This is a genomic window from Burkholderia sp. M6-3 (genome assembly GCF_050858985.1).
In the GTDB taxonomy this organism is placed as follows: Bacteria; Pseudomonadota; Gammaproteobacteria; order Burkholderiales; family Burkholderiaceae; genus Paraburkholderia; species Paraburkholderia caledonica.
Map to the genome: position 1 here is coordinate 310,141 of NZ_CP110091.1, position 12,560 is coordinate 322,700.

Sequence of the window (12,560 nt, forward strand, 5' to 3'; positions counted from 1 at the left end):
TGGCATGGGATGTGGCGCGAAAGGTGTCATGACGCTCGGGCAGGAAACAGACATTGCCGGCGAGGAAATGCTGAACATGCAGCACCTGGAGGCGAGCCCGGACGGCAAATACGTTTTGCTCGTCGAAACGGAGCGGTCCGAATGGGGCATTCAACAGCAGACCAGTTACAGGATGCCCGCGAAGCGTCTGATCGAGTTGATCAGAACACAAGGCGAGCGGGTGGACGGCTAGCCCTCGCCGGGAACCCGTTTCCATGCGACAGATGCGCGGCAGTTTAGTTCAGCGTAGGGGCGGGGGTGCGCCGGCCGTGGCGCGCGAGCGTGTCGCGGTAGATGCCCGGCACTTGGGCAAGTTGCGCGGGCGTGCCTTCCTGAACGACGCGGCCGCGGTTCATCACGATGATCCGGTCGAACGACTGCAACGTCGACAGCCTGTGCGCAATCGCGATCACCGTGCGATTCTGCATGAGACGTTCGAGCGCGGCCTGAATGACGATTTCCGAAGCGGTGTCGAGTGCCGAGGTCGCCTCGTCGAGCAGAAGTATCGGCGAGTCCTTCAGGATCGCGCGCGCAATTGCGATGCGCTGGCGCTGTCCGCCGGAGAGCTTCGCGCCGCGGTCGCCGGCTATCGTGTTCAAGCCGTCCGGCAATGCCCCGATGAAATCCATGCAGCTGGCGTCTTCGCACGCGCGCCTCACGTCGGCTTCGCTTGCATCGGGGCAGCCATAGCGGATGTTGTTGAGCAACGAGCGATGAAGCAGCGTGACGTCTTGCGGCACCACCGAGATCGCCGCTTGCAGGCTTTCCAGCGTCACTTGCGAGATGTCCTGGCCGGAAATGCGTACGCATCCGGTGGCCGGCTCGTAGAAGTGCTGAAGCAGCGCGAGCACCGTCGATTTCCCCGCGCCGGACGGTCCGACGAGTCCCACGCGTTCCCCTGCCTGGATGTGCAGCGTCAACTCGTTCAATACCCGCCTGCGGCCCGGATAAGCGAACGAGACGTTGTCGAAATCGACTGTCGCCTCACGCACCTCGAGCGGTATTGCCTTGGGCGGTTCCGGCATCGAATAGGGCGTCAGCAAAGTTTGCGATGCTTCCGCGAGGCGCGCCACGTGCTGGGTTAAATCGACGAATGCCACCGCCACGTCGCGCGAACCATGCAGAATAGAAAAGCCCAGAGAGCCGACGAGGACCACGTCGCCGGTGCTCGCTCTACCTTGCGTCCAAAGCCAGACGGTCCAGCCGAGCACGCCCGCCGACAGCACCACGGTGGCGAACGCATGCAGCAGGCGCAGTTTCTCCAGATACAGCAGACTGCGCTTGCGCGCAACGGCCTCGGCTTCGAGATGGCCGTCGAAGCGCCGTTGCTCCGCGTCGACCGCGCTGAACGCACGCACGAGCCCCATGTTGCCAATTACGTCGACCAGTTCGCCGTCTACGGAAGCCGCCTGGCTCGCGAACGCCTCGTGCCGCGACGTGCCCTTGCGCGCGAGCCAGAAAAGACACGCGGTGAGGGCTGCGGAAACGGCGACGAGCGCGACGCTCATCGGAACGCTCACCGTCGCCACCATCACGATCGCGCCGATCACGGTCAGCGTCGGCGGCAAGGCTGTCCATGCGACCGTATTTTCGATGATGTACACCGCGTTCGCCGTGGCCGACACCCGGCTCGACAGAACGCCCGGCTGTTTGTCCGCGAAAAACGAAGGCGCATGTCCCGTCAGATACTCGAACATGTCCTGGCGGATGTCGCCTGTCACGCGCACGAATGCGCGTGCCGCGACCCAGCCGGCGACGCGCCACATCAGGTTGTCCGCGAAGATGAGGCCGACGAGCACGGCAAACGCGTACATGACCGTCTGGGGATGCGCGCGTCCACTCGGCAGCGCGTCGATGAGATTGCGGATACCGTATTGCGACGCGAGCGCGAAACCGACCGCGGCCACGACGCTGACGAGCATGATGACGTGAGCCACTTTGTGGCGCGCGACATAGCGCCAGATGAGACGAACCGGCCGACCGGCATAGCGGGATAGAACGCGCGAGCGCCGCCGTCCGCGCACGCGGCTAGCGCGACTCCGATCGCTCCGATCGACGAGTTCCATGGTGCCTTCCCGAACTGGTGCGCCGGCGGGCGACGGGGTCCTTCCGGGGAGGGAGGCGTGCCATGTGTCCGGCGAAAACGCTGCGCAAGGCCTATGCCTTGCGCAGTCCCGCCGGATTACTGCAGATTACGTTGGCTTATTGCCGCTTGTCCTGCTGGCGTCGAACTGTATGACGTGTTCTGCCAGCGAGCCGTTCCTTCGCTCGATGTAAACGGTGCCGCGATACGACACTTGCCAGCCGTCGCGCGGCGCAATCAGCGGCATGCTCCCGCCGGCGCGGCTGTCTATGCCGCCTAGGCCCATTGCGGGCGCAGGAACGTTGTTCTTGAGCGTCGCGTTCGACGAGATTACGTTGTCGTGCCACGGCGACAGTCCTCGCTTTGCTTCAAGACCTTTGCCGTCGGTGTCGACGGTGTTATCGGTCGACGCCGTGTTGGCCGCGTCCACCGAGACCGTGCGGCTGCTCGCCCGGTGCACCGGGTCAGGCGAATCGGCGGTCAGCGCGTCGAGATCGATAGGCGGCAGATTCTGCGCGTTGTCGCTGCTGCCCGTTGGCTCGGCCGCGCCGGCGTTACTCGAGCTGCCAAACTCTTTCGCTTGCGTATGAGCGTCTGGAGAAGCCGTTCCGGCCGCAGGGGTATGCACCGGACTCTTTGCGGCCATTTCGTTCTGCTGTTTCTGAGTGGGATTGTCTTCCGCGTTTTGCATGTCGCTACTCCTGCCGTTGGGGACTCCGCAGCCGGGGCGCGCAAAGTCTGCCGCTCTTTCCGTTCCGCGAAGTCCGCTGCAACCCTCGTGTGAACGCATCGTATGAAAGGGTTACTTGAAGCGTTGAAAAAAATGACCGGCGCCGGTCTCGCGTATGACGTATGTCTCCGCGATGGCGGGCGCCTGGCTATACAGTCGCAGCGAACGTTCCCGGCAGGTGGAGTCGCGGCGAGCGAGGCCTGGCCAAGTTCGCTAGTTGGCGAGGCTCGGCGCTGTGACGGCGCCGTAATACGTCGCGGCGCCAGAGCCTCCGCTAGCCGACGGCGCCTTGTAGCCCGCAATGAAATGGCCGTAAATGTACGGGTTGCTGCCGTTCACCGCACCGTCGATATGAAAAGGCGCGAACCCGACGATGGGCACGGGGCTGCCCGTATCGAGCGAATTGACCACCGGCAGCAGAACATCGGCGGGAGCAGGCACCGAGTTGTAGATCGTATTCTTCACGCCGGATTGAATCCATGTCGTATCGCCGATATTGAGCGGCAACGGATTGCCGTTGGCGATCAGATTGCGGATCGATGTCACGTCCTGAACGTTGTACTGGAACGATGTCCATTGCCCGGAGCCCACGCTCGCCGCGCAACCGGGATAGTGGTAAGTCGATCCTATGCTGAACTCCTGAGGGCGGCCGGTTGCGGGATCGTTCACCGGTTGTCCCGTCGCTGCGTTCCAGTAGGCCGTATACAGGCACTTCGAAATGGCGGTCGGGAAAAGTGCGCCGGGTGCGGCGTAGCCCGGCGCCGAGATGACCGCCACAGCCGTTGCGCTGATCGGCATCGTGTTGATGCCGATGATCGGCGCCAGCACGAGCGGAAGCGGTCCACCGTTCTGCCCGGCCGCACGGCTTACAGTCACTCGCACGGCGGGTTTGTCGTAGGCGCCGGGCGACGGCACAGGCAGCGACTGCAAGCCGGCGGGTGTGCCCGTCACGTTCCAGTAGCCGCTCTGAACCTGGGCCGTGAGCAGTAGTGTGCCTTCGGTCCGGTTCAGCGTGATCGCGGACTGGGCTTTCATTTCCGCCTGCGTCCAGTTTGGGGTCGCGTAGTTCGGCCCGAGCGCTCCAGCGCCGGCAAGTGCCGCCGCATCGGCAGCGTTCTGCAGTTCGTTGCGCACGACCCACGCGCGGCCCAGGTCGACCGCGAGCGCCGTCGTGCCGATCAGCACGGTCAGGCACAGCGCGGTCATCACCGCTACGGCGCCGCGTTGCCGGTTCCGCGCCGGCGCAGGATTTTTTCGGGGTCTCATGTGAACCTCCATCGCGTGTGGATTGCGCGAGGCAGTGGCGAGCTGCCGGTTGCGCGTCGTTATTCGTAGTTCATCGTGGTAATGGCGGTGATGGGCACCGAGCCCACCAGTTGACTGACGATCGTGCCGAGTCCCACGCCGCTATACGAATAGGTGAGCGTGACCTTGAGCGGCTGACCGGTCGTGGTGCCCGACGATTGATCCACGGCCACGCTCACCGGCGACGGCGACGCGCCAAAGCTGATCAGGTACGTCGACGCATAGTTCTGCGCGACAGTGGTGATCTGTGCGGCCGTGAGTAGCGGTACCTTGTACATCACGCCGGCGCGTGCAGCTTCGCGGCTCGCATTGGTGATCACCGCCTTGTCGTACAGCGCAATGCTGAACTCGACCATGCCGAACACGATCAGCAACAGCAGAGGCAGGACGAGTCCGAACTCGACCGCCGCGACGCCCGCCTCGCGGCGCCGCCCGCGTCTGCGCGAGACCGGGCGCGTTCCGGAAAATGATGAAAAGTGCGTTGTTCGATGATTCATTTTTCGTCCCCTGTGCGCGTTGTCGTTTTCAATCAATGCGTGCGCTGCGTGCCGATGAGTGCCTCACGTGCCGAGCGTAGGCAGCAAAATGCGGTAGATGTGGATGAACGCCGGTCCCATCAGCACCGTCATCAATGCGGGGAAGATGCAGAAGATCAGCGGGAACAACAGTTTCAATGCGATCTTGGCGGCGCGTTCCTCTGCGCGCATTCTGCGGCGCGTGCGAAGCGTGTCCGACATCACGCGCAACGAAGCGCCGATGCTCGTGCCGAAGCGATCCGCCTGGACCAGCATCGAAGCGAAGTTGTCGACGTCCTCGACGCCCGTGCGCAACGCGAGGTTGCGCAGCGCCTTTTCCTTCGTGAAGCCGGACCGCAGTTCGAGCAGCATCAATTGCAGCTCGCTTGCGACTTCGGGACTTGCGAGCTGCATTTCGTTGGCCACTCGCATCAGTGCGGCGTCCATGCTGAGGCCCGCTTCCACGCAAACTGTCAGCAGATCTAGCGCATCCGGAAAGCCTTCGACGATCGCGCGCTGACGCCGCGCACGGCAGCGCGCCAGTATGATGTTCGGCGTGTAGTAGCCGATCGCCGCGAGTATGGCGAGAATCGTTGCGCTCACAGCGTACTGTCCGTTGACGACCGGCGTGCGGATCAATGCGATGAGGCCGACAAGCGGCAGCAGCAGTGCGAGCACGGTCTTCGCGGCGAAATAGAGCCCGGCCGCCGTCGATGAACGCCAGCCCGCGTTCATCAAACGCAGCCGTAACGGCGAGTCTTCCCAGCCCTCTTTTGGAATGGACAGTTGCGAAATCGGCCGCGAGATTTCCGCGATTTTCTCGGCCCAGCCCGAGCCGGCCGAAGACTGCGTTTGCCGCGACATCGACACGCCTCCGGCCTGCTGGATGCGGCGCTGCATATCCTTTGGCGTCAGCCACCACATGAGCGCAACCACGCCGGCGAATGTGGCGACGAACACGCCGCCGAGCAGCAACATGGTCCCTGAATCGAGCGTTTCCATCGTGACTCTCCAATTGGGTTTTCTTCACGCACGGCCGGCGCTATACGCGAATCCGCACGATCCGCCGCATCCACAGCACGCCGAACAGCATCGACACGAATACCGATTCGATGACCTTGAGTCCGGCGGGATCTTCCCAGAGCACCGAGAGAAAGCTCGGGTTCAACAGATTCATCGCGCCCGCTGCAGCGAACGGCAACAGGCCGATGATCCATGCAGACAGGCGCCCTTCGGCGGACAGCACGCGCACCTGATCGAACAGACGCAGCCGGTCGCGAACCAGCGACGCAATGCTGTCGAGAATCTCGGCGAGATTGCCGCCGGTCTCGCGCTGGATCAGCACCGCGATCACGAAGTAGCGCAGATCGCGCACCGGCACGCGCGTCGCAAGATTGAGCAGGGCTTCGTTCATCGTGACGCCGTAATTGATTTCGTCGAAGACGGTACGGAACTCGCCGCCCGTCGGCTCGGCGAACTCGTTGCCGAGCATGCCGATGGCGCTTGAAAACGAATGGCCCGCTCGCAATGCGCGGCTGATCATGTCGGCGGCCTCGGGCAACTGCCGCTCGAGCACACGCAGGCGCCTCGCGCGAGCGCGCAGCACGCGCAGCATTGGAAGCGCGAGGGCTGCCGCGACGGCGAGCACCATGACGAGCGTCGGCACCGGCACTGGAGAGAAACTGGCCGCGAGCAGCACGACAACGACGGCCGCCACGCTGTGCATCACGAGGCGCCCGACCGTGTGGCTCAACCCCGACTGAACGACGATCCGGTCGATCGCGTGGATGCGCGGCACCCGCATCATCAGCGCGTGGAGCGGCGCCGAATTGCTGAGCATGCGCTCCTTCAGGATGGACAGGCGCTCGCCGTGCACATGCGCGCCCGCCGACAGCGCTCTGATCCGTTGATCGAGGCGTCGCGCGGCGGGCCCATGATGGCTGTTCCACCATTGATACACCCCTTCTATACCGAGTACCACCGCAACGAACAGCAGGAAAGCGAAGGCGTAAAAGATCGGATTCATAGATGCCTCACAAAGATGAGCCGCGTGCGCCGCGCCGACCGTTACGCCGTATCGAAGCGCCGCGCCGGATCGTAGAGCTGGTCGGGCAGTGCGATGCCGAACGCCTGCAATCGTTCGGTGAACTTCGGCCTTACGCCGGTCGCGCAGAAGTGGCCGCGCACCGTGCCGTTCTGATCGATGCCCGTTCGTTTGAACGTGAAGATCTCCTGCATATTCACCATCTCGCCTTCCATGCCCGTCAATTCCTGAATGCTGACGACCTTGCGCCGGCCGTCGGTCAAGCGGGCCACCTGGACCACCACCGAGATCGCAGACGAAATCTGCTGGCGCAGATTCTTCGGCGACAGCGCGAGGCCGGCAAGGCTGATCATGTTTTCGAGGCGCGTCAGCGCATCGCGCGGCGTATTGGCGTGAATCGTGGCGAGCGATCCTTCGTGGCCGGTGTTCATCGCATTGAGCATATCGAGCGCTTCGGCGCCGCGTACTTCGCCGAGGATGATGCGATCCGGCCGCATCCGCAGCGCGTTGCGTACAAGCGTGCGTTGGGTGACTTCGCCGCGTCCCTCGACATTCGGCGGCCGCGTTTCCAGACGCAGCACGTGCTGCTGGCGCAGTTGCAACTCAGCCGCGTCTTCGATCGTTACCACGCGCTCGCCTTCGGGAATGAAGCCCGACAGGATGTTCAGCAGTGTGGTCTTGCCGCTGCCCGTTCCGCCCGACACCAGCACGTTGACCTTTGCACGCGTGAGCGCATCGAGCAGTTCGGCCATTGGCGGCGTGAGGCTTTGCGACGCCACCAGGTCGCTCATCTGCAGCGGGTTCACTGCGAAACGCCGGATCGACATGAGCGGCCCGTCCACGGCGGAAGGCGGAATGATCGCGTTGACGCGCGAGCCGTCAGGCAGGCGCGCGTCGACCATCGGACTCGATTCGTCGATGCGCCGCCCGACCCGCGAGACGATCTTCTCGATCACCTTCATCAGGTGCGCGTCGTCGTAGAAGGTCACGTCCGTGAGTTCCAGACGTCCCCCGCGCTCGACGTACGTCGTGTGGTACGTGTTGACGAGAATGTCCGATACGCTCGGGTCGCGCAGCAGCGCCTCCAGCGGACCGAAACCGAACATCTCGTCGTGGATGTCGGTCATCAACTGCCTGCGTTCGAGGTCGTTGACGGGTGCCTTGTCTTCTTCGAGGATGCGCGCGATCAGCCCGCCGATCTCCTGGCGCACCTGCTCGGCCGGTAGCCGCGCGAGACGTTCCAGTTCGACCCGATCGAGCACGGCTTCGTGGACCTTGCGCTTGAGCGTCTGGTAGGCGGCGCGCGCGAGACCGAGCGGCGCGCGTATGCCCGCCTGACGTTCCGGCAGCGCATGGACGGTTTGTGACGACATCTGTTCGCGTAGTGACATGAGATTCTCCTGGCTGACGTTATGACGCCGTCGACTGCCGCTGCGTGGCCGAGCGGCCAAACAGCCGGGCGAGCAACGGGTCATCGCGCTTCTTCTGCGGGACGACGCCTGTCGACTGATTGACGATGCTTTGTGCGAGCGCCTGTATGCTGCGCGTGAGCGCGCTGTTGCGCGCATTCTTCAGCAACGGCTCACCGAGGTTGACGGCCTCGGCAGCCGCTTGCGGGTCGTCGGCGATCAGATGCGAAGGGCGCCTGCCGAGCACCTGTTCGAGCGCGCTCGCGGCTCGCTCGTCGTGGCGGCGGTGCCGGTTCAACAGCAGGCGCATCCTGTCGGGCGGATACGCGAGCGACACCAGCATCTCCTGCAGACGGCGGCCCGCGCGCACATAAGGCATGCTTGTCTGAAGCACCAGGTGAATCTCGGCGCTGCGATCGAGCGCGACGATGGACAGCGCATTGATGCTCTGGCCAAGATCGAACAGCACCACGTCGTAACGCGGCGCCGCAACGCCGAGAATCCATTCAAGCTGTTCTTCATGAATGTCGAGCGCCTTCAACGGATCGCCTGCGCCGGCCAGCACATGAAAGCGGGGCGTGACGTGCGTGAGCGACGCATCGAGAAGCGCGGCGTCGATGCGTTCGATCTGCGCGCAGATTTGCGGCAACGTCGACGGCGGCTCCTGATCGCTTACGAGAAACGCGGCGTCGGCGAACATCTGGTTCAGGTCGACGAGCAGCACCCGCTTGCCGTGCAGCGTCGCGATCGCGTGGCCCACGTTCGCTGCGATCAGGCTCGTGCCTGCGCCGCCCTTGCACGAAATGAACGACACCATATGCGTTTCGTGGCGAGTCTCGTCGGCGTGCGGGGCCATGGCACGCTGCACGGCGGCGCCGAGCGCGCGTGCGTCGAGCGGCCAGTTCAGCACGTCGCGAACGCCCGCGCGCATTGCGGCGATCAGCGTGTCGGGCGACGTCTGCGGCAACAGCAACAAACACGTGAGGCGCGGATAGCGGTGCACCAGCAGGTTGACGGAATCGAGTTCGGCGCGCTCGATCGACGCCGCGTCGATGATCAGCACGTCGAACGCGTCGAGACTGTCGCCGCGCTCCAGCAACGTGGAGGGTGCGCCTTGCATGCGGGTCGTCGTGCAATTGCCGCAGTCCGTGACGAGGCGAACGACCTCTGACATTCGGCCCGTGTGCTCGGAGTTGATGAGGATATTGATCATGATGTTGTCGTCCGCGGAATCGTTGCCGGGTTGGCCTTGCGACGGCTCGCGCCGCTGCAAGGCTCACGTTGCCTACTCGCCGTTCGCAGGCGTAGGCATGGCCGCGCCCGCACCGCCGGCAGAGCTGCGGCCCACGCCGATCACGAATGCATTGGCGGAAGTTGTCGGTGCCTTTAGCGACGCGTTGTAGTTCGACATCGCCGCGACCGCGGCCTTGCCGTCCACGCCCGCCGTCGACGGATTTTTCGAGGCCGCGTCCGGGTCGATGATCTGGGCCTCGGTGTAACTGCGCACCGATTCACCGAAGTGCCGATCGAAGTCGGGCGTCGTCGACATGCAACCGTTGAGCGCGAAGCACGCCGGCAGGAGTAACGCAGCCCAGCGCAAGGAGGAAATGGTGTGGTTCGTCATGACGTTCTCCGAGGGGTTGCGTTAGTTGTGAGCAGCAATCTGCGCGGCTTTCGCCTCGATGCTGGCGGCGAGTGTGGCCGTGCGCGATGCTGTGTATGTGGTTCTGTTCGTCCCCGTGGGCGTGGCCGCGTGTGGTGATGACTCGACGGCTGGGGTGCTGCCACGAGCCGGCGTGCCGGCTTGCGGCTCAGGCAGCGGTCTACTCGCCGCTGAGGGATTCGGCACCATTGCGGAGACGGGCGGCTCGGCGGCGGGAACGACTGCCGGAACCTGCGGTTGCGAGGGCGCCGGAGCCATCTCCGGGGACGGCGCGGGCGCAGGCATCGGCGGTGCGGGCTTGTTGCCGACGGCCGGATCGCGGCCTTCCATGTTGCCCATCAGATAAACGTCGGCCTCGTTCGGCGTCCTCAGGTGGTCGGTGGGCAGCGGCAGATGCGCCGCCGTTTGCAACGGCTTCACGAGGTGCGGCGTGATAATGAACACGAGTTCGGTGCGGTCCTGCTGATACGACGTGCTTCTGAAGAGCGCGCCCAACACGGGTACTTCGCCGACACCCGGTATCGCCTTCAGCGTGCCCGACGCGTTGTTCTTGATCAGGCCGCCAATCGCGAAAGTCTCTCCATCGTTCATCTGCACCGTCGTGGAAGCGCGGCGCGTGGTGATCAGCGGCAAGATCGTCAGATTGTTGGTATTCGTCGCACCGACCGTAACGCCGGTGGACGACAGCTCCGACACTTCCGGCGCTACCTTCAGGTTGATGCGGCCGCCGGCGAGTACAGTCGGCGTGAACTTCAGGCCGACGCCGAATTCCTCTTCCTGCAAGACGATGGTCGCCACGCCGTTCAGATTGCTTTGCGGAATCGGAATGAAAACCTTGCCGCCTGCGAGGAATGTCGCCTCCTGCCCGCTCAACGTGACGAGATTCGGCTCGGCCAGAATCTTCACGAGGTTGTCGCCGTGCTGTCCGTCGATCGCGACATTGAATGGCCGGTTATTCGCTTTGTTCACGTCGACGATGCTCGACACCCCCGCGAGCAGGTTGCTGATCAACGCGCCGCTCCACGAGCCGAAGCCGCCCTGAATGTTCATTGCCGAGCCCAACTGATTGAGCACTGTCTTCGACACTTCTGCGACCTTCACTTCGAGCATCACCTGTTGCGGCGAGTCGACGCTCATCATGTTGAGCACGGTCGCGGCCTTCGCGTTGCCGTTCGACGCGCCGTTGGCTGCCGGCAGCGAACTGCGTGCGTATGCTTTGGCGATTTCGTGTGCCTGAATAGCGGCCTGTGCATTCGATACGCGGCCGGCGAGCACGAGGTCTCCCGCGACCGTCGAGACGCGGATGTTCGGCTCATCCGGCATGAGTTGCGACAGCGAAGTCTGCAGACCGCCGGAATCCGCGTTCACTACCACGTTGATGACCTCGCACGCGCCGCTCTTGCCTTGCACGATCATGTTGGTGGTGCCCACCGCCATCCCGACCACGTACAGCGTTTGCGGCGACACCATGGTGGCCTGCGCTATCAGCGGATTGCCCAGCGTGCGGTTGCGCACCGGTTCCGCGGTGTGCATCAGCGTCGACTTGCCGATTGGCACTACCACCGTACTTTGCTCGTTCTGCGTGCGGCTGCATGCAGGACCGCGGGCGGCGGCGCTTTGCATTGCGCTCGCGGGCTGCGCCGCCGTGGGATTCATGCTGATGGTCATTTGCACCGGACCGCGCGGCATGGGCACGGCGACGCCTTTGCCGGACATGCCGGGATCGAGCGCTTCCTGGGCGTGCACCGCCTGCGTGCCGAGCAGCGATGCGCATATCGTTGTGGTCAGCAACGCGGCGCGCATCGCACAGCCGTTCATGATTTTCCGTTGACTCGATTTCATTTTCTTTATCTCCCCGTAGCCCCGTTGCGAGCGAACTGTCGTGCGCGACACTCGGCGGCATTGCCCGACTGTTATGTGATCAAAAGCATTCCTGACTACCTTGCGTTCCGGATAGCACGCCGACACAGTCGCGCTTCGGCGCGGGGCGGGCCGTGTATTTGACGCGCGCAGGCGCCGCCGCCACAACGGGCGCGGACGCCGGCGCGGCGGGCCTGCCTAGCAGCGTGACCTTGGTCGCGCCGCCGGTGGGCAACGCGCGGTCGTCGATCTGGTTGCGCAGCACCAGCGACAGGCTGCCGACGCTGCGCGCGAGATCGAGCTCTTCAGCCTGGTCCGGCGTCACTTCGAGCGTGACCGCGTTGACGACCTTGGGCTGCGTATCGTCGCGGCTGACCTGCTGCGCGACGGCAAGCACGAGAATCTTTTCGAGGACGATCTTCGAGATGCTCTGCTGCGGGTCCGAGTTTTTCGCTTCGGGTTCCTGAGTGTTGACGATCACGTCCACATAGTTGCCGGGCAGTGCAAAACCCGCCACGCCCACGACATCGTTCACGCGCACCGTGATCGCACGCCTGCCTTCGCCGATCACGGCCGATAGCCCGCCCTTGGTGCCTTGCGGAGCGAGCTTCGATTCGATCACCGGCTCGCCGGGTTCGAGGCTCGTGCGCACCACACGCCCGTCGAGTGCTTTGGCATCCTTGAACGCGCCGGGCGGGACGCTTGCGGAGGGCCAGTTCACGGTGCGGATCATGTTCGGATTCAGCGGCTGCCCCAGACTCACTTCGGCGGTGGCCACCGCAACCGGCGTGACGGCCGACGACGAGGCCTGCAGCAACCATCGCGACGCGAAACCGACGGCGGCAAGACCCGCGAGCAGAGCCATTCCTAACATCACAATTGCGCGACTGGTCTTCATGGTGATACTCCTTT

At 64.0% G+C, this 12,560-nt stretch carries 12 protein-coding genes; 1 reads left to right on the forward strand and 11 read right to left on the reverse strand.

Translation table 11 applies throughout. From position 1 onward, the window contains the following. Nucleotides 1–28 precede the first annotated feature (28 nt). Complete coding sequence (locus OH764_RS18685) at nucleotides 29–232, forward strand: hypothetical protein (RefSeq protein ID WP_498850277.1); 204 nt, start codon at nucleotides 29–31, stop codon at nucleotides 230–232. A 43-nt stretch (nucleotides 233–275) separates the two neighbouring features. On the opposite strand, the gene OH764_RS18690 is transcribed toward OH764_RS18685, so the two are convergent. From OH764_RS18690 to cpaB, 11 genes are all read right to left on the reverse strand, one after another. Next, nucleotides 276–2,105 (reverse strand): ABC transporter ATP-binding protein, encoded by a 1,830-nt coding sequence (locus tag OH764_RS18690; RefSeq protein ID WP_498850278.1) that lies wholly within the window; start codon nucleotides 2,103–2,105, stop codon nucleotides 276–278. Nucleotides 2,106–2,231: 126 nt separating this feature from the next. Next, nucleotides 2,232–2,813 carry a DUF3005 domain-containing protein gene (locus tag OH764_RS18695; protein WP_498850279.1) on the reverse strand — a complete coding sequence of 194 codons (582 nt, stop codon included), beginning with the start codon at nucleotides 2,811–2,813 and terminating at the stop codon, nucleotides 2,232–2,234. Between the two features lie 252 nt (nucleotides 2,814–3,065). Beyond that, on the reverse strand, nucleotides 3,066–4,118 hold the full coding sequence (locus OH764_RS18700) for a Tad domain-containing protein (RefSeq protein ID WP_498850280.1): 1,053 nt from the start codon (nucleotides 4,116–4,118) through the stop codon (nucleotides 3,066–3,068). A gap of 59 nt (nucleotides 4,119–4,177) precedes the next feature. Then, nucleotides 4,178–4,654, reverse strand: a complete 477-nt coding sequence (locus tag OH764_RS18705) for a TadE/TadG family type IV pilus assembly protein (protein WP_498850281.1) — start codon at nucleotides 4,652–4,654, stop codon at nucleotides 4,178–4,180. 63 nt (nucleotides 4,655–4,717) lie between these two features. Then, nucleotides 4,718–5,674: a type II secretion system F family protein gene (locus OH764_RS18710; RefSeq protein WP_498850282.1), complete on the reverse strand. Its 957-nt coding sequence runs from the start codon at nucleotides 5,672–5,674 to the stop codon at nucleotides 4,718–4,720. A 40-nt stretch (nucleotides 5,675–5,714) separates the two neighbouring features. Then, nucleotides 5,715–6,698, reverse strand: a complete 984-nt coding sequence (locus tag OH764_RS18715; RefSeq protein WP_498850283.1) for a type II secretion system F family protein — start codon at nucleotides 6,696–6,698, stop codon at nucleotides 5,715–5,717. A gap of 41 nt (nucleotides 6,699–6,739) precedes the next feature. Beyond that, nucleotides 6,740–8,107, reverse strand: coding sequence for a TadA family conjugal transfer-associated ATPase (locus OH764_RS18720; protein ID WP_498850284.1), 1,368 nt, complete (start codon nucleotides 8,105–8,107; stop codon nucleotides 6,740–6,742). 19 nt (nucleotides 8,108–8,126) lie between these two features. Continuing rightward, nucleotides 8,127–9,338: a CpaE/TadZ family protein gene (locus OH764_RS18725; RefSeq protein WP_498850285.1), complete on the reverse strand. Its 1,212-nt coding sequence runs from the start codon at nucleotides 9,336–9,338 to the stop codon at nucleotides 8,127–8,129. Between the two features lie 72 nt (nucleotides 9,339–9,410). Then, the gene (locus OH764_RS18730; RefSeq protein ID WP_498850286.1) at nucleotides 9,411–9,749 is read right to left on the reverse strand and encodes a hypothetical protein; all 339 of its coding nucleotides are present in this window, start codon (nucleotides 9,747–9,749) and stop codon (nucleotides 9,411–9,413) included. A gap of 21 nt (nucleotides 9,750–9,770) precedes the next feature. Then, complete coding sequence (locus OH764_RS18735) at nucleotides 9,771–11,630, reverse strand: type II and III secretion system protein family protein (protein WP_498850287.1); 1,860 nt, start codon at nucleotides 11,628–11,630, stop codon at nucleotides 9,771–9,773. Nucleotides 11,631–11,709: 79 nt separating this feature from the next. Beyond that, nucleotides 11,710–12,546, reverse strand: coding sequence for a CpaB family protein (gene cpaB / locus OH764_RS18740; protein ID WP_498850288.1), 837 nt, complete (start codon nucleotides 12,544–12,546; stop codon nucleotides 11,710–11,712). Nucleotides 12,547–12,560: the final 14 nt, after the last annotated feature.